13 protein-coding genes and 3 pseudogenes are annotated in these 17,100 nt (G+C 68.3%); 10 read left to right on the top strand and 6 right to left on the bottom strand.

The window, feature by feature from the left end; genetic code table 11:
* The first annotated feature begins 38 nt into the window (after nt 1-38).
* From ACIPM1_RS06725 to mgtA, 3 genes and pseudogenes are all read left to right on the top strand, one after another.
* Nucleotides 39-1,562, top strand: coding sequence for an aldehyde dehydrogenase family protein (locus ACIPM1_RS06725; RefSeq protein ID WP_402429860.1), 1,524 nt, complete (start codon nt 39-41; stop codon nt 1,560-1,562).
* 931 nt (nt 1,563-2,493) lie between these two features.
* Nucleotides 2,494-2,625, top strand: a pseudogene (locus ACIPM1_RS06720) (cold-shock protein); the annotation flags it as partial.
* Between the two features lie 535 nt (nt 2,626-3,160).
* Entirely contained in the window at nt 3,161-5,821 is a 2,661-nt protein-coding gene (gene mgtA / locus ACIPM1_RS06715; RefSeq protein ID WP_402429857.1) for a magnesium-translocating P-type ATPase, read from the top strand.
* A 114-nt stretch (nt 5,822-5,935) separates the two neighbouring features.
* Here mgtA and ACIPM1_RS06710 read toward each other — a convergent pair whose 3' ends face one another.
* Both ACIPM1_RS06710 and ACIPM1_RS06705 read right to left on the bottom strand, forming a co-directional pair.
* Nucleotides 5,936-6,808: a slipin family protein gene (locus tag ACIPM1_RS06710; protein WP_402429854.1), complete on the bottom strand. Its 873-nt coding sequence runs from the start codon at nt 6,806-6,808 to the stop codon at nt 5,936-5,938.
* A 481-nt stretch (nt 6,809-7,289) separates the two neighbouring features.
* A pseudogene (locus ACIPM1_RS06705) lies at nt 7,290-7,475 on the bottom strand (cupin domain-containing protein); the annotation flags it as partial.
* A 164-nt stretch (nt 7,476-7,639) separates the two neighbouring features.
* On the opposite strand from ACIPM1_RS06705, the pseudogene ACIPM1_RS06700 reads away from it, so the two are divergent.
* The 4 genes and pseudogenes from ACIPM1_RS06700 to ACIPM1_RS06685 form a co-directional block, all read left to right on the top strand.
* Nucleotides 7,640-8,089 (top strand): annotated as a pseudogene (locus tag ACIPM1_RS06700) (zinc-binding dehydrogenase); the annotation flags it as partial.
* Nucleotides 8,086-8,490, top strand: coding sequence for a nuclear transport factor 2 family protein (locus ACIPM1_RS06695; RefSeq protein ID WP_402429851.1), 405 nt, complete (start codon nt 8,086-8,088; stop codon nt 8,488-8,490). The pseudogene ACIPM1_RS06700 and the gene ACIPM1_RS06695, both read left to right, overlap by 4 nt.
* Nucleotides 8,491-8,515: 25 nt before the next feature.
* Entirely contained in the window at nt 8,516-8,830 is a 315-nt protein-coding gene (locus ACIPM1_RS06690) for a hypothetical protein (protein WP_402429848.1), read from the top strand.
* A gap of 662 nt (nt 8,831-9,492) precedes the next feature.
* Nucleotides 9,493-11,178, top strand: coding sequence for a ribonuclease J (locus tag ACIPM1_RS06685; protein ID WP_402429845.1), 1,686 nt, complete (start codon nt 9,493-9,495; stop codon nt 11,176-11,178).
* A gap of 660 nt (nt 11,179-11,838) precedes the next feature.
* Here ACIPM1_RS06685 and ACIPM1_RS06680 read toward each other — a convergent pair.
* Nucleotides 11,839-12,492, bottom strand: a complete 654-nt coding sequence (locus ACIPM1_RS06680; protein ID WP_402429842.1) for a hemolysin III family protein — start codon at nt 12,490-12,492, stop codon at nt 11,839-11,841.
* A 397-nt stretch (nt 12,493-12,889) separates the two neighbouring features.
* On the opposite strand from ACIPM1_RS06680, the gene ACIPM1_RS06675 reads away from it, so the two are divergent.
* Complete coding sequence (locus tag ACIPM1_RS06675) at nt 12,890-13,450, top strand: hypothetical protein (protein ID WP_402429839.1); 561 nt, start codon at nt 12,890-12,892, stop codon at nt 13,448-13,450.
* A gap of 214 nt (nt 13,451-13,664) precedes the next feature.
* On the opposite strand, the gene ACIPM1_RS06670 is transcribed toward ACIPM1_RS06675, so the two are convergent.
* Both ACIPM1_RS06670 and ACIPM1_RS06665 read right to left on the bottom strand, forming a co-directional pair.
* A complete protein-coding gene (locus tag ACIPM1_RS06670; RefSeq protein WP_030052720.1) occupies nt 13,665-13,868 on the bottom strand; it encodes a cold-shock protein in 204 nt (67 codons plus the stop codon).
* A gap of 243 nt (nt 13,869-14,111) precedes the next feature.
* Nucleotides 14,112-14,450 (bottom strand): MerR family transcriptional regulator, encoded by a 339-nt coding sequence (locus ACIPM1_RS06665; protein ID WP_031144137.1) that lies wholly within the window; start codon nt 14,448-14,450, stop codon nt 14,112-14,114.
* A gap of 1,130 nt (nt 14,451-15,580) precedes the next feature.
* Here ACIPM1_RS06665 and ACIPM1_RS06660 point away from each other — a divergent pair.
* Nucleotides 15,581-15,781, top strand: coding sequence for a hypothetical protein (locus ACIPM1_RS06660; RefSeq protein WP_402429835.1), 201 nt, complete (start codon nt 15,581-15,583; stop codon nt 15,779-15,781).
* Between the two features lie 46 nt (nt 15,782-15,827).
* The gene (locus ACIPM1_RS06655) at nt 15,828-16,187 is read left to right on the top strand and encodes a hypothetical protein (RefSeq protein WP_402429832.1); all 360 of its coding nucleotides are present in this window, start codon (nt 15,828-15,830) and stop codon (nt 16,185-16,187) included.
* Between the two features lie 103 nt (nt 16,188-16,290).
* Here the strand turns inward: ACIPM1_RS06655 and ACIPM1_RS06650 are convergent, their stop codons facing one another.
* Nucleotides 16,291-16,605 carry an SCO5918 family protein gene (locus tag ACIPM1_RS06650; protein WP_402429829.1) on the bottom strand — a complete coding sequence of 105 codons (315 nt, stop codon included), beginning with the start codon at nt 16,603-16,605 and terminating at the stop codon, nt 16,291-16,293.
* Nucleotides 16,606-17,100 lie beyond the last annotated feature (495 nt).

Genomic DNA, 17,100 nt, shown 5'->3' with positions numbered 1-17,100 from the left:
CCAACGGCGGGCAGCGCTGCTGAGGGAGGCACACCAGGATGACCCGTTACGCGGCGCCCGGCACCGAGGGCGCGATCGTCTCCTACCAGGCGCGCTACGACCACTTCATCGGCGGGGAGTACGTGCCACCGGCCCGCGGGCAGTACTTCGAGAACCCGTCGCCGGTGAACGGGCAGCCGTTCACGGAGGTCGCGCGCGGGACGGCGGAGGACGTGGAGCGGGCGCTGGACGCGGCGCAGGCGGCCGCCCCGGGCTGGGCCCGGACGTCGGCGACGGAGCGCTCCGACATCCTGCTGAAGATCGCCGACCGGATGGAGGCGAACCTCGAAGCCCTCGCGGTCGCCGAGAGCTGGGAGAACGGCAAGCCGGTCCGTGAGACGCTGGCGGCCGACATCCCGCTGGCGATCGACCACTTCCGCTACTTCGCGGGCGCGATCCGCGCGCAGGAGGGCTCGCTCTCCGAGATCGACGACGACACCGTGGCGTACCACTTCCACGAGCCGCTCGGGGTGGTCGCGCAGATCATCCCGTGGAACTTCCCGATCCTGATGGCGGCGTGGAAGCTCGCTCCGGCGCTGGCCGCGGGCAACGCCGTGATCCTCAAGCCGGCCGAGCAGACCCCGGCCTCCATCCACTTCTGGATGAGCCTGATCGCCGACCTGCTCCCGCCGGGTGTGGTCAACATCGTCAACGGCTTCGGCGTGGAGGCGGGCAAGCCGCTGGCCTCCAGCCCTCGGGTGGCGAAGGTGGCGTTCACCGGCGAGACCACGACGGGGCGGCTGATCATGCAGTACGCCTCGGAGAACATCAAGCCGGTCACGCTGGAACTCGGCGGCAAGTCGCCGAACATCTTCTTCGACGACGTCTCGGCGCACGCCGACGACTTCCTCGACAAGGCGCTCGAGGGCTTCACCATGTTCGCGCTCAACCAGGGCGAGGTGTGCACCTGCCCGTCCCGCGCGCTGATCCAGAGCGGCCACTACCGCGAGTTCCTGGAGGCCGCGGTCGCGCGCACCGAGCTGATCAAGCCGGGGCACCCCCTCGACACCGACACGATGATCGGCGCGCAGGCCTCCAACGACCAGTTGGAGAAGATCCTCTCCTACTTCGACATCGGCCGGCAGGAGGGCGCGCGCGTACTCACCGGCGGGGAACGCATCGAGTACGACGGCGAGTTGAAGGGCGGCTACTACGTCAAGCCGACGATCTTCGAGGGCGACAACCGGATGCGGATCTTCCAGGAGGAGATCTTCGGGCCGGTGGTGTCGGTGGCGTCCTTCGACGACTTCGACGACGCGCTCAAGATCGCCAACGACACGCTGTACGGGCTCGGGGCGGGCGTGTGGACCCGGGACGTCAACACGGCCTACCGCGCGGGCCGCGCCATCCAGGCCGGCCGGGTCTGGACGAACTGCTACCACGCCTACCCGGCCCACGCCGCCTTCGGCGGGTACAAGCAGTCCGGGATCGGACGCGAGACGCACAAGATGATGCTGGAGCACTACCAGCAGACCAAGAACCTCCTGGTCTCGTACTCACCGAAGAAGCTGGGCTTCTTCTAGACGCACGAAAAGGGCGCGCCTGAACAGGCCAGACACCCATCAGGCGCCCTTGTCGGACGCGCCCTTAGCCCACGGACCCAAGGCGTATCGCTACAAGGATGGCCAGATATCGTCCTGCATCGACTACGAGGGTCCCGACTACGTCGGAGAATACTGTCCCCACAAGATGGCCCCCCTCATCTCGGCGGCAGGACTGGATCATCAAACCGATACCTACGAAAGCAGCTGACCCAGCTGATCCGTGACCACCTGGGATTGCCCGCACTGGGTCGCGACACCATCACGGTGGACCGCGACCTGGTGGCCTCCTATTTCTAGGAGATCTTTTGCGGCCGGGGTCATCGCTTCAGCCGCGTGTTCACCAACGCGGTGAGCTGGTCGAAGCTGTGTGGGGTGAGGTCGGCCAGCGACCTCCTGAGGGGCGACCCCACGCCCTCGACGGGGTTGAGCTCAGGAGCGTGAGCGGCCTTGACCGTTCCCAACCGACACATCCGGTCGGGCCGCCCTACCTGACCGGGCCTTCATCTTCTCCTTGCTGTTCGTCAGGCATGCCCAGGATGGCCTCTCGGGTGTAGTGAGGGCGTCCTGGAGGTGGGGCCGCCCCAGGGGCCATGAGTTCGGCGAGAAGTCTGCTCAGGTCATCCGTGGATAGCGCCAGGCCCAGCGTCTGCACGATGCGCAGAGCGCAGTCCCGGATGGACTGGGCGCTGTTCTCGGGCGCCGCCGTGCTCCTGATCTCGTCACACACTCGGCTGAACTGCTCAGCGCTGATCGTCGGCCTGCTTACCGGTTGCGCCATGGTGCGCTCCTCCTGGATGAACGGGGCGTTCCACCCGCTCTTCCAGAAAGCGCTGAGCACACCCCGATGGCAACTGGAGAGGGCCGGCGCGCAGGCGATCGGCCCGAGGCGCTCAAACTTCGCCGGCCAGCGGACCTCTTCGTACACTTCAGGGCGATCCAGGGCGGCGGCTTCAAGAGCCTCCGGGAAGGCCAGGAGGTGACCTTCATCGCGGCGCAGGGCCAGAAGGGCATGCAGGCGGACGAGGTCGTCACGGAGGGGTGAGCCCGGCGGCCTGGCGTCGTCGCGTGGCGCGGCCTCGGCCGGGAGTCGACTCGGCTCCGAGCCGACGCCCCAGTAGTCGCCGCCGGATCCGCTCAAACTGTGCCGGCACATGCCCAAGGTTCGATGGCACAGGACAGAGGTAGTCGTCATGGACGGGTTGCAGTGGCTGGGGTCGGGACGCAGGTCTTCGGCGGCCTCTGGCGAGAGGGATGATCGGCACCCTGTGCCTGACTGGCCTGTCGCATCCGCTCCTTCTGGGGCGGTGAGCGGCGTTCTTGCCGTTCAGGCTCGGATGGCGGCAGAGATGAGGCGCTGTGTCGCCTCTTTCAGGGTGGTGTCAGCTCTCGTCGGTCGTGAGGGTGTGGGAGGAGCGGGCGCGTGCGATGCTGGATCCCCAGAGGGCGCCCCGGTCTTCGGACTCTGCGTCCTCGCCGGGCGTGACGGCCCAGGGTGGCGATGCGATGGCCAAGCAGCAGTGCCCGGCTCGTGAGACCAGCCGGTACCCCGCACCGAGAAATGGTCCACCCTCTTCCGGATGCGGGGCCTGGTGAGCCTCTTTGCTCCGGCGCAGCCGCCCGTGCTCGCCCCCGGGGTGGTGTCGGCGGCGGCCGCGTCGGGGGGCGATGTCCTTCGTGGGCTCGGTGTCGTCGCCGGGGAGGGCCTGGGAGGCGAGGAGGCCGCGCGACGGCAGGCGCGGTTCGGCCCCAACGCGGTCGCTACGCACCGTGCCCGGGTGCTTCCCGTGTTGTGGCATCAGCTGCGCTCGCCGCTGCTCGGACTGCTGGTGGCGGCCGCTGTCGCGTCTTTCCTGGTGGGAGAGCGCAGCGATGCTGTGATCATCGGGGTGATCGTGAGTGCGTCCGTGGGGCTGGGCTTCGTCAACGAGTACCGGGCCGAGAAGGCGGCCGAGGCGCTGCACTCGCAGATCCACCACCAGACGGTGGTGCTGCGCGACGGCCGGGCGACCCTGGTGGATGTCACGTCGTTGGTCCCCGGTGATGTGGTGGAACTGCGTCTGGGTGACATCGTGCCGGCCGACCTGCGGCTCCTGGAGGTCACCGGTCTGGAGTGCGACGAGTCGGTGCTGACCGGCGAGTCGCTGCCCGTGGGCAAGAACCTCGCTGCGGTCGCGGCCGGGACCCCGCTGGCCGAATTGTCCGGGTGCGCTCTCATGGGGACGGTTGTCCGGACCGGCGCTGCCCGCGGGGTTGTGGTGGCCACCGGGGCGCACGCCGAGTTCGGCAAGATCGCCGCCGGGCTCGACACCCACCCGCTCGACACCGAGTTCCAGGTCGGCCTGCGGCGCTTCTCCCTGCTGCTGGTGTACGTCGCGGGCGCGTTGACGACCTCGATCTTCGTGATCAACGTCGCCCTGCACAAGCCGATCATCGACGCACTGCTGTTCTCGCTCGCCATCGCGGTCGGCATCACCCCGCAGCTGCTGCCCGCCGTCGTCTCGACCAGCCTGGCCGCCGGGTCACGCCGGATGAGTCGGCGCAAGGTGCTGGTCAAGCGGCTGGTCTGCATCGAGGACCTGGGCGATGTCGATGTCCTGTTCACCGACAAGACCGGCACACTCACCCTGGGCCGCATCGAGTACATGCGTGCCGTTCCAGCCGGCGGCCACAGCTCCGAGGCGGTCGTACGGTGGGGGCTGCTCAGTAGCGAGAACGCGGCGCGGGACGCGCAGGACGTCGGCGGGAACCCGCTGGACCAGGCCTTGTGGCGGTCTCCGGCCGCCAGGGGCGAGCGGTCCGCGCTGGACGGCTGCACACAGCTCGCGGTGTTGCCCTTCGATCACGAACGCCGCATGATCTCGGTCCTTGTGCGGGACAGGGACGGCTGTTCGCGCCTGGTGACCAAGGGGGCGCCGGAGACCGTCCTGGACCGCTGCGTCGAGGTCCCGCCGGCGGCGCGTGACGCGCTGGCGGCGGAGTTCGCCGCAGGGAACCGGGTGGTCGCGGTCGCTACCCGGACCGTCGCCTCCGGAACGCGGGCCGTCGGCCCCGAGGACGAACGGGAGCTGAGCCTGGCCGGACTGCTGGTGTTCCTCGACCCACCCAAACCGGACGCCGCCACCGCTCTGTCCAGACTCGCCGCCCTCGGCATCGCGGTGAAGGTCGTCACCGGCGACAACGCCGCAGTCGCCGCCAAGGTCTGCCACGACCTTGGACTCACCGAAGCGGGCACGATGACCGGCAGCGAGGTCGATGCCCTGGACGACGCACAACTGGCTGAAGCGATCACCAGGACCACCGTCTTCGCACGGGTGAGTCCCGAGGCCAAGGCCCGTATCGTGCACGCGCAACGGCGCAGCCGCGGCGGCGTGGCGTTCCTGGGCGACGGAGTCAACGACGCACTGGCTCTGCACGCGGCCGACGTGGGCATCTCCGTCGACTCGGCCACCGACGTCGCCAAGGACTCAGCCGACGTCATCCTGCTGGAAAAGGATCTCAACGTCCTCGCGGACGGTGTGGCCGAGGGCCGCAGGATCTTCGCCAACACCATCAAGTACGTGTTGATGGGGACCTCGAGCAACTTCGGCAACATGGCCTCCGCCGCGGGCGCCTCGCTGTTCCTGTCCTTCCTGCCGATGCTCCCCTCCCAGATCCTGCTGAACAACCTCCTCTACGACAGCAGTCAGCTGGCCATCCCGACGGACAACGTGGACGAGGAGCAGCTGCGCAAGCCCTCGCACTGGGACATCGCCTTCATCCGCCGCTTCATGATCTCCTTCGGGCCCCTCAGCTCCGTGTTCGACTTCGTCACCTTCGGCGTCATGCTCTGGGTCTTCCACTCCGGCCCGGCCCAGTTCCGCTCCGGCTGGTTCGTCGAATCCCTGGCCACCCAGACTCTGGTGATCTTCGCCATCCGCACCCGGCGCATTCCCTTCTTCCGCAGCCACCCCAGCCTGCCGCTGACCCTCGCGGCGCTCGGCGTCGTCACCATCGGCGCGGTGCTGCCGGCCACCCCGCTCGCCCACACCCTGGGCTTCCAGCCACTTCCCGAGGCGTTCTTCGCCACGCTGGTCGGCATGATCCTCGCCTACCTGGCCCTCATCGAGATCGGCAAACGGCTCTTCTACGGGGCCGTAGCCGTGGCCCCTCCGGTTCCCGGACGCTACGCCGGCCGCCGCCACCTGCGGCGCCGTGCCAGCCGCTTCAGCACTGCCGCGCCGGTCGACGGCCCGCCGTGACGCAGACCGTCAACCGGCGTGGGGCGGGGCGCGGACAGGGAAGCGCATCACCATGCGATGACTCCCGGCGCACATGCGCCGGGAGTCGCCTCAGGCCCGCGGCTCCAGGGGCCCTCACCTGGTCTCGGTCACCCCGTTCGGTGCCGGCACGTGAGCGGACTGGGTAAGGTCGAGGGCCGGTACGGGCGTGGGGGACGGTGGCGCCGTGGCGGCGGCCGCGTTCGCCTCGCGGGCCAGGAAGGCACCGAGGTCTCCGATGGTGCTCATCACCGGTGCCGGGAAGACGACGGTGGTGTTCTTGTCCACGCCGATCTCGACCAGGCTCTGCAGGTTGCGCAGTTGCAGGGCGAGCGGATGCGCCATCATCGTGTCGGAAGCGTCCCCCAGAGCGGCAGCGGCCAGGGATTCACCCTCTGCGTTGATGATCTTGGATCGCTTCTCCCGCTCGGCCTCGGCCTGCCGGGCCATAGCGCGCTTCATGGACTCGGGCAGCTGAATGTCCTTGAGCTCGACCAGGGTGACCTCGACACCCCATTCGGTGGTGGTGACGTCGAGGATCTGACGGATGTCCAGGTTGATGCGGTCGGTCTCGGACAGGGTCTCGTCCAGGGTGTGCTGGCCGACGACCTTGCGCAGGGTGGTCTGGGCGATCTGGTCGATCGCGGAGTTCACGTTCTCGATCGCGATGACCGACTTGACCGCGTCGACCACGCGGAAGTAGGCCACGGCCGAGACATCGACGCTGACGTTGTCCTGGGTGATGATGCCCTGGGACTGGATCGGCATGGTGACGATGCGCAGCGAGATACGGTGCAGCACGTCGACGAACGGGATGATGAACCGCAGCCCAGGCGCGCGCGTACCGACCAGGCGGCCGAACCGGAACAGGACACCGTTCTCGTACTGCCGGACGATCCGGATCGCCATCGCCAGCCCGATCAGAACCAGAACGGCCAACACCACCAGGACCACGATCAAGGCGGCCATGTTTCGCTCCCTCGGAGGATGGACCGGGGCGATGGGGCACCGGGTCCGGGAAGGCGTCGCCGCAGCGGGGCACCGGGTGGCGCGAGACCGCTTCTCGGCCTCACTGCGAGTCTGCTCCACCCGCCCCGCGGGACGGCAGGGCCGGTCGGCCCTGCCGTCCCCGTGACCGGCCCTTGTACTCGTCCGCCTGCCTCCGCAGCGGTGTCCCGCCCCACGCCGGGTCCGGATCGACCTGAGCCACGGAGGAAAAGGCCAGGTCAGGTACGGTTTAGGGCTCTCCTCCTTGCATGGGGCCCCCGAGAGCGTCGAACGAGCGTCGCCGGAACCCACCCCACCTGCTCGCAGCGGCAGGGGCTGCGACGAGCGCATCAGCATCCCGGACCACGGGGCGGGACCGGGCCTCTCGGTACGTACGAGTTCTGGTGAGGGGCACGGTCGCTCCTCACCTGGACAGGCTCAGCTCCAACTGTCCCAGTGGCCCTCAGCGGGTGGCGGTGGCGAGCGCTTCGGCGTACTGCTCGTCGGTCACCGGTTCCAGCCAGGTGGTGCCGTCGCCGTCGGCGTCGCCGACGACCATGGCGATGTGCGCCATGAGGGTGGTGTCGGTGCCGCCGTGCCAGTGCTCCTCACCGGGCGGGCACTTGACGGTCTGGCCGGCGCTGATGCGCCGAAATCGAACTGATCGGCGCCCAGGACATCAACACCGCCTACGAGCGGATCCTCGCCTCCGCCGTCCACTACCGGTTCGTCATCGACGGAGCGACCTTCGCCCAACTGAAAGCTTGAGCCACCCCCCGGACGCCCGGCAGATGCGGCGAACGCGGACGCCGCCTGATGGGCCGCCACCGCACCCGCACCGACCTGGGCCGTGACTTCGGCGCCACCGACGTGGTCGCCGAGCGCGGCGACGAAGGCGTCGCCGAGGTCCGCGAGCTGACCGGCGGCGAAGGCACCCTCAAGGTCCTCGAATGCGTCGGGCTGAAGGACGCTCTCGTGCAGAGTCTCGGCGTCGTACGCGACGGCGGCACCATCAGCCGGGTCGGGGCTCCCCAGTTCACCGACGTGCCGTTCGGGTTCGCCGACTTCATGCGCAACATCACCCTCACCGGCGGCGTCGCACCCGCCCGCGCCTACATCGATGAACTGATGCTCCACATCCTCGACGGTACGATCCGGGCCGGCCGCGTCTTCGACCGCACCGTCAGCCTGGAGGACATCGCCGACGGCTACCAGGCGATGAACGACCACGACGCCCTGAAGAAGGTGCTGGTACGCCCGTGACCACCCGCCAGCCGAACACTGAACCGGCTGCAGCCGCCGATCACGCCAAGGCGGTCCCGGCGTACCGCGCCTACTTCCAAGCGATGACCAACGGCGACACTGAAGCCCTCGACGTCCTGCTCGACGACGCCTTCACTCTGACGCATATGACGGGCTACGTGCAGCCCAAGACCGAGTGGCTCACCCAGATGCGCGCCGGGCAGTTCGTCCACCACAGCATCGAGGAGAAGGGCTCCGATGTGCACACCGGCGGCGCCAGCGCGGTCCGACTGGTCGGCCGCACGCTGACCGACGCGACGGTCTACGGCACACGCACCGAGTGGCGGCTACGTCTGGCCGTGCACTTCGCGCGACATGACGACACCTGGACTGCTCTGCGGACCGTCGCCACCACATGGTGACCGCACCCTCCTGTACTGGGAGAGCGTGACCACCTCGCTGCGGGCGATCCGCCGGGACCTGCGCGGCATCGTGCTGACCGGCACGGTCCCGGTGGCCATCACCGCCTGGGCCGTGGCCGCTCTCGCCCACGCATACGGCCTGCCGCGGGGCGCGGCCTCGGTGCTGGGAGCGGCGGTCGCGCCGACCGACGCCAAGATCCGGACCATACCCGGACCAAGGTCCGCCCATGTCCCTCCGCATGGCACATTTGCGCTGGTCAGAGCCGAGCGGACGGTGTACCACCAGCAGACGAAGAACCTCCTGGTCTCGTACTCACCGAAGAAGCTGGGCTTCTTCTAGAGCCTGAAGCCGGTTGCCTGGAGGCGTCGTCGCGCTCCAGGCAACCCGAAATAACGGCTACACTCAGTGATGAGCTCGAGCCTTTGCGCTACTGTCTGACACCTAGGGGAGTCTCGCCCGGACCAGTCGTGGACCAAACGGCGCCGAACGACAACACCCCACGAGCCGCCCGCTCATGAGCGCCGCGAGTCCAGGACTTCCCGGGACCGGCTCGAGACAACGGCCGAGCCGCCGCCGCGCGACCTCGTCGTTGAGTTCATGGGGCTCCACATCGGGTTCCGGCATGGCTGGCGGGGCGGCGAGCGCTTCGGGGACACCGCCAACTGTCCGCCCGGCGAGAGAAGCTGCCTCGGAGCGCTTCGGCCCACTTGCTCCTGAGCACCGACGGCACCCCCGTCTCGACCATTTCGAGCGGACCATTGCCGAGGCCACAGGAAGGTGGCAAACACCGGATAACACGACAGGGTGCACGAGATTCTTCTCCAGCACCGGGCGAAGGGTTCGGCCACGGAAGGTGGTATCGCTTTCACCCCTGCCTGTTCCGGCCGCCGGCGTGATGTGATCGTGCCGAGGCACCCGCTGCGGGTATCCCGCTCCGTCGGGAAAAGGAGATCGCACAGGCAATGGATCACCCTGTCCCGCTCTCCGGGTACCGTCAGGCTATGAGTCATCCGCACCCCGAACTGAAAGCCGCCCCTCCCCTTCCCGAAGGAGGTCTGCGGGTCACCGCCCTGGGCGGCCTCGGTGAGATCGGCCGCAACATGACCGTCTTCGAGCACGCCGCCAAGCTGCTCATCGTCGACTGCGGCGTGCTGTTCCCCGAGGAGACCCAACCCGGCGTGGACGTGATCCTGCCGGACTTCACCTCGATCCGGGACCGGCTGGACGACATCGTGGCCGTGGTCCTCACCCACGGCCACGAGGACCACATCGGCGGCGTGCCGTACCTGCTGCGCGAGCGGTCCGACATTCCCGTCGTCGGCTCCAAGCTGACGCTGGCGTTTCTGGAGGCCAAGCTCAAGGAACACGGCATCCGGCCGCGCACGGTACGGGTGCGGGAGGGCGACCGGCGTGGCTTCGGGCCCTTCGACTGCGAGTTCGTGGCGGTCAACCACTCCATCCCCGACAGCCTCGCGGTGGCGATCCGTACCCGGGCCGGGATGGTTCTGCACACCGGCGACTTCAAGATGGACCAGTTCCCGCTCGACGACCGCATCACCGATCTGCGCGCCTTCGCCCGCCTCGGCGAGGAGGGCGTGGACCTGTTCCTCACCGACTCCACCAACGCCGAGGTACCCGGCTTCACCACCTCCGAGCGGGAGCTGAACCCGGCGATCGAACAGGTGATGCGCACCGCGCCGCGCCGGGTCATCGTCTCCAGCTTCGCCAGCCATGTGCACCGCATCCAGCAGGTCCTGGACGCGGCCCATCAGCACGGCCGCAAGGTCGCCTTCGTCGGCCGGTCGATGGTCCGTAACATGGGCATCGCCCGTGACCTTGGTTACCTGAAGGTCCCCTCCGGTCTGGTGGTGAGCACGAAGGAGCTGGAGAAGCTCCCGGACCACAAGATCACTCTGGTGTGCACCGGTTCCCAGGGCGAACCGATGGCCGCGCTGTCCCGGATGGCCAACCGCGACCACCTGATCCGCATCGGTAAGGGCGACACGGTCCTGCTCGCCAGCTCTCTCATCCCCGGCAACGAGAACGCCATCTACCGGGTGATCAACGGACTCACCCGGTGGGGCGCCCACGTGGTCCACAAGGGCAACGCCAAGGTGCACGTCTCCGGGCATGCCAGCGCCGGCGAACTCGTCTACTGCTACAACATCGTCAAACCCCGCAACGTCATGCCCGTGCACGGCGAATGGCGCCACCTGCGGGCCAACGCCGACCTCGCCATCCGTACCGGTGTCGACCCCGACCGCGTCGTCATCGCCGAGGACGGCGTCGTCGTCGACCTGGTCGACGGACGCGCGTCCATCACCGGCAAGGTCCCCGCCGGCAACGTCTACGTGGACGGCATGGAAGTCGGCGGCGCCACCGAGGCGTCCCTCAAGGACCGCCTCACCCTCGCAGAGGAAGGCGTGGTCACGGTGGTGGCGATCGTCGACGCGGACACCGGCGCCCTCGCCGAGGCCCCCGACTTCCTCGCCCGGGGCTTCGTCCACGACGACGCCACCTTCGAGCCGGTCATCCCCGTCATCGAGAAGACCCTGGCCACCGCGGCCGAGGAAGGCGTCGGGGACGCGCGCCAACTCGAACAGCTCCTCGCCCGCGCCGTGGCGAACTGGGCGTTCCGCACCCACCGTCGCAAGCCCCTCATCATCCCCGTCATCATCGACGCCTGAGCCGTAACCCGGCAGCACGACCTCCGTTCCGGCCGCGGCTCCGCCGGCACGGAGGTCGGGCACGGGAGTCGCAGCCACCCCAGCAGGCCGGGGTGGCAACTCACTCCACATGACGAGTCCTCGGGAACACATCCCAAGGACTGGAGGCGCGAAAACCCGCAGCTCAACGGACGTCAGACGAGCGTCCCGGGTGCGCCAGGCGACGGTGTGCAGGACCTCGCCCACTTGCACGCCGCCGTCACCCGCGACAAGACCACCGGGCTCGACGAGGCGACCACGTTCGCCGACGTCGTCGCAGCACCACCTCATCGACCAGATCCAGCAAGCAGCCATTGAGAGGGAACACGCGCTTGGCCGAGTGGAATGCCTTTCACGGTGTGCTGCTCATGGTGGAGCACGTCGTGGCCCCGCCATTCCCTCATGTCTTCCGCCTCGAACACGGGGCGCCTTCATCGCAGGTCGGCTGAAGACCGCTGTCTCGTCTTTCTTTCGCTCCTCCCTTACCTGCCCACGGAGCGCCGCACCCTGGAGAACCGCCGACTGACAGACGGGACAGCGACGGATTTCAAGCAGGGGGATGCCCAGGGGACGGCCCCGCCCGTCGCGGAGCAGCACGCGGCAACGTGTGTGACGAGCGGCGCGAGCCCGAACCTGTCGCGGTCAGTAGGTGGCGAGGGAGATCGCGGCGTAGTGCGCGGTGAACGCTGCCACGGTCAGGGCATGGAAGACCTCGTGATAGCCGAACCAGCGGGGTGAGGGGTCGGGCCGCTGCAGGGCGTAGACGACCGCGCCCGCGCTGTACAGGAGACCACCGACAACGATCAGGACGACTACGGCTGCTCCACCGGTATGAAGGAAGTCGGGAAGGTAGCTCACCGGCGCCCAGCCCAGGGCCAGGTAACACGGGGTGTACAGCCAACGCGGAGCTCCGACCCACAGGACCCGGAACGCGATGCCGGCCAGCGCTCCCGTCCAGACGATCCACAGCAGCACGGACCGCTGGTCCGGCGGGAGGAGGAGCACGGCCAGGGGGGTGCAGGTGCCGGCGATGATCAGGAAGATGTTGGCGTGGTCGAGGCGTCGCAGAAGAGCCTCGCCGAGCGGTCCCCAGGTGCCGCGGTGGTAGACGGCGCTCGTCGCGAACAGCAGCCAGGCGGTGATCGAGTACACGGCACAGGCCAGGACCGCCTGCTGAGTACCGGCCAGGCACATGAGTACGACGCCCGCGCTCAGTGCGGCGGGGACCATTCCGGCATGGAGCCAGCCACGCAACCTCGGCTTGATCGGTTCGGCCAGGTCGGCCACCCGCTCCACCAGGGCAGTAACCGAGTGAGCCCCCTTCCCCGCACGGTCGCCTGGTGATTCGTCGGGTAGCCCGGCTGCACGGCGCTCTCCCCGCGCTGACACGACGTGACCACATTCGACTTCAGCGGCGTCGCGGGACGCGGCCTCTCGTCCTCCCCGGGGCTCCTGGGCGTCACTGGCAACCATGCGGTCATGCTAGGAAACCTCACCCGGACACATGGCGGGGGTTCGGTCCAGAACCCCAGAGCCACGTCGCCGGGACCGAGCCGGTTCGCCACCGTGGGAACCCCAGCCCCGTTGACCTACCGCCAATTGGGCCTGCCGAAGCCGAGTAGAACGGCTGGTCCTGGGAACGATCAGGGCTTACGAACGGGCATCTCCGCTCGCCTACGCGCAAGGATCGCCGATGCTTCCTGAGGTCCGCCCCTACGTATCCACCGCACTCGCAGACCAGTTGGAACACCAACTGGACCTGGCTCCCCATCTCGAGGCGGGCCAGCTCGATGTGGAGGGCGTCGCCGGCGTCGCAGTCGTCGCAGCCGCCCACTCCGATGGCTACGCGGCCACCGGCCATCTCCTCGGGCTGCTGGCCGCGCTGCCTGCCCCCACCGCGGCAGGCGAGCGCTTCTGGTCGGACCTGTGGAGGTCTTCGGGCACCGCGTACCTGCTGCCCGTCAACATCAAGGATTCGGTCCTGCGCTCGCTGGCAGGAGAGGGAACCGCCCTGGCCCGGCAGGTCCTCTCGGCCGTCGATGAGATGACCCCGCCCCAGCGCTCCGCGGCCGGGGAGGTGATCGGTCAGGCCCTCGTCGAGTCCGACCATCTGCCCGACCTCAAGACACAGGTCATCGGAGAACTGTGGCTCCGAGATCTCGAGCTCACCGCCTGGCGCGTCCTGCACGCAGACCGCAGGTCGGACGATCCGGCTGGACGGAAAGCCTTTCTCGACGCCTGGACGAGCGTCTGAACGTCGGCTCCTCCAAGCTGCACAGCAGCCGCGCAGGACATGCGGCTCCCCCGTGCCCGACGACGCTTGCAGCGAGTGAGGTCAGGAAGTGCCGGGCCGAAGTCGCACCGGCCCGGCACGAGAGCAGGCGCCTTCGTCCAGGTGGGCGGCAGGGCCCGCACGGGCGGCGGCCACCGGACGCGGCGTGCGCGATCCCTCGGGCAGGTCTGCGAGGTCAGGCGAGGTTGATGTTCTCGGCCTGCGGACCCTTCTGGCCCTGGGTGACGTCGAACGTCACGGCCTGGCCCTCCTGGAGCTCACGAAAGCCTGTGGAGTTGATCGCGGAGTAGTGCGCGAAGACATCCGGGCCGCCGCCGTCCTGGGCGATGAAGCCGAAGCCCTTCTCCGCGTTGAACCACTTCACAGTTCCCGTAGCCATGGTCATGCCTTCCAGTCGATGAACGCCTACCACTCCCTGTGGCAGACGGAGGTGATCGCCCTGGTCCCTGCGGCACAGCACAGCAAAACACCCACACCAAAGGCGCGGGCAAGAGGGAATTCCGAACCACGACAGCTGACACAGACGCTACACGTCCACACGCCGCGTCACCAGAGGAAATGATCACGCCACACACGAGACCGTGCGTGCGGTGCCCGCCCGGCGCTGACGGGCACGCTCATCTCATGCTGCTGCCGTTGGGTTCGCTGATTCGGCGGCGCGGCGATATTCGGCGTTGAGGCGCTGGGCTTCCTCGAGCTGGTCTTCGAGGATGACGATCCGGCAGGCGGCCTCGATGGGGGTCCCGTGGTCGACGAGTTCCCGGGCGCGGGCGGCGATGCGCAGCTGGTAGCGGGAGTAGCGGCGGTGGCCGCCTGCGGAGCGGAGTGGGGTGATGAGGCGGGCTTCGCCGATGGCGCGGAGGAAACCCTGTGTGGTTCCGAGCATCTCGGCAGCTCGGCCCATGGTGTAGGCGGGGTAGTCGTCGTCATCGAGACGGCCGAACGTGTCGTCTGCTGTCATTGCACCTCTCTGTGGAACGCGTGGAGGGGCCCTGGCGCCGTACTGGCACCAGGGCCCCGAAGGAACTACTACACCATCGGCCGGCCCTGATACTGCACCGGCCCTCTGTTTCCGCAGACCCGACCGAGACGCTGTCGGGGGCGCGGGGATCGCGGTTGCTCGACCGGAGACCACCTCACTATCGATGTCCTGCGGTACCCGGGTCCAAGACGTCCGCCCGGGCGATCCTGATGGCGCTCGGCTCCTCCGTTCTTCCCTCTTGATCAACTACTCACTAACCGAAACTGCGAACTGCTGGTATCGCGAACTGCTGGTGGCCTCGAACAGCGCCACTCTTCGACAGCCAGCCCCGTCGCCCGTCCTGCGTCTGCTCTGGCTTGGAACCCCACTGCCGAACCTCCCGATGCGCGCGCCCGCAGCCGACGCCTTCACCGAGGTACTGCTCACTGACTTCACTGCTGGGTACTGCGATCCTTCATTTACGGGTACTGCCACTGCGGTACTCCTTATGGCGGCCCCTGATCACTGCGGGCCACCCGGTCCGGTCGTCAGTCCCGTCGCCGCCCTGCGACTGCTCTGGCTTCGGAACTCCACCACCGCACCGTCCTGCGAACAGCAACTGCGCTACTGCTGCCCGGCAGTTCATCTCTGCCGGGCCTCTCTCGATCTCGGCTACGAGAGAAACCATAACCACACCGCCACCCAATGTCTACTGTGGCTGGCATAGATTTCCGGGTGTTCGAAGGTGAGGTCATCCGCCTCGACCGGTCCATGGCTGGGTCAAGCAGCTCCGAAGCTCAGTCCGGCGCTCACAGTGACCCACCGTCGCGCAGCACGTCGGGCTGAGCGTGACGTCGCCTACTGCGCCGCGGCTACCGTCGACGGGCACCGGCCAACACTGCGGCTCGCGAAGAACACCACCGGCCGGCACGGACGCTTTCAGGCGTGACGCCCCGCAGGTCGGCCGATGACGGGCGCGCCACGAAGGTCTGCGCCGCCCTCGGCGATCCCGGGATGATCGAGCAGCTCGCGGCGAACCGGCACGGCCCCCGACTCTCGAGCAGACCGTGAGCCGCTAGGACACGGGCTCACGGCAGCAGGTGCCGTCATGCGTCGACTGCCACTGCGCATTGGAACTGACTGCACATCCCGACACCATCAAGGCCGCCGTTCACGACCCCAGCTGGCATGTGCCGCGCACGCGCACCCCTGACCTGAACGGCGGCACCGGGGGCTTCGGCCGGCCCATGGTCACCGGTCTCGCCCACGCCACGGCGGTCACCCGGCGGGCCTCCGACGGCAAAACCATGAGCGCCTGCCTTGCCCGGTAGCGTCACCGCTCAAGCAGCCGGATGGCCGACGAATATAGTCGGACTCATGTCGAAGCCTGACGAGCTGCTGGTTGACGTCGCCGCCCTGGTGGAGTCCGGTCAGAGCAACCAGATGTCCCTTACCGTGGTCACCGGTGGCGCCGTCATCACCGGTCGGCTTGCTGCCGAAGCGGTGTGGAAGCAGAGGGTGTCGGATGTGCTGAGGGATTCCGCCCGCTTGGGCGAGTTCGCCACCGCCTTCGACGCCCCCGTGAAGAGGGAAGGGCCGCCCACGCATCTGCACTTCCACGTCGCCCGCATCCTGCAGGGCCAGGTGGGGATCCCGGAGACGGGCGGGATGTACCGGGTCGCGATCGAGGACGTCAGCGCCTGGACCGTGGGCGACTTCAGCTACTCCCACCACTGAGCGACGGCGACAGGAACCGGCTGACCAGCAGTGTGGGCCCGACCGGCGTACCGATCGGGCCCACGCTGCTGGTCAGGTGTCGGCTTGCGCCTGTTTCTCTCGGTCAGGCCGCGACGGGGGCGCCGAGCATGGCGGAGTCGTGCTGCAGCGAGTTGAGGATGCCCACGGGCGCGGGCACGGCCTGAGGGAGGGTGCGGCAGGTGAAGCCGAGCTGGGCCATGGCCCGGGAGACTTCGGCTGCGCTGAAGTCACGGCGGTCCTGGCCGGTGATGACCTGGCCGACCTGCTTGACGGGGTAGTGGCGGCGGCCGATGGTCACCGATTCGTCGGTGACCGGTTCGGGCTTGACGCCCTTCATCGATTCCAGCACGCCGCCCTTGGTGAGCTCGAAGGGGAAGCGGGCGATGACGCAGCGCATGTGACCTCACAAGGGAGAAGGGAGAGCGGTCCGACCGCGGACGGGACTCTCAAGCGGAAGAGGGCGAGGACACCCAGGGCGTTGCCCTGCTCGTCGACCGCCGGCAGGGCGTCGGGCCGACGGATGCGTGTCGCTCGCCGCAGGGGTGACCGTCTCGGGATGCGCGAACTCACCCTGCACTGCGACGGGCCGGCGGCTATAACTGCCGGAACGGGTAGGGCCGCCGGAACCGCGCGGCGTCTGCGAGGCGAAGGGACCTTCCTCGATGTGGCACATATCAAGGAATTTCCGCAGCGATGAGCGGCATGGGGAATCACGAGTATGGACCGGATGCAAAAGAAATCAGATCCGGCCGGCGGAAATCTCCGGAGGCGCAGATGCTGGAATGGGTGACGCGATGGGGACCTCGAGATCCGGGGGTTGGCTGCGGATCCCGCGGGTGAAACCGCTGCTAGAGATGCGTGCAGCTGGGGCCCGCACCCCGAAGGATGCGGG

It is taken from the genome of Streptomyces sp. NPDC086766 (genome assembly GCF_044746005.1).
In the GTDB taxonomy this organism is placed as follows: domain Bacteria; phylum Actinomycetota; class Actinomycetes; order Streptomycetales; family Streptomycetaceae; genus Streptomyces.
Note: the sequence above shows the minus strand (reverse complement) of the source record. Positions and strands in the feature narration are given on the sequence as shown.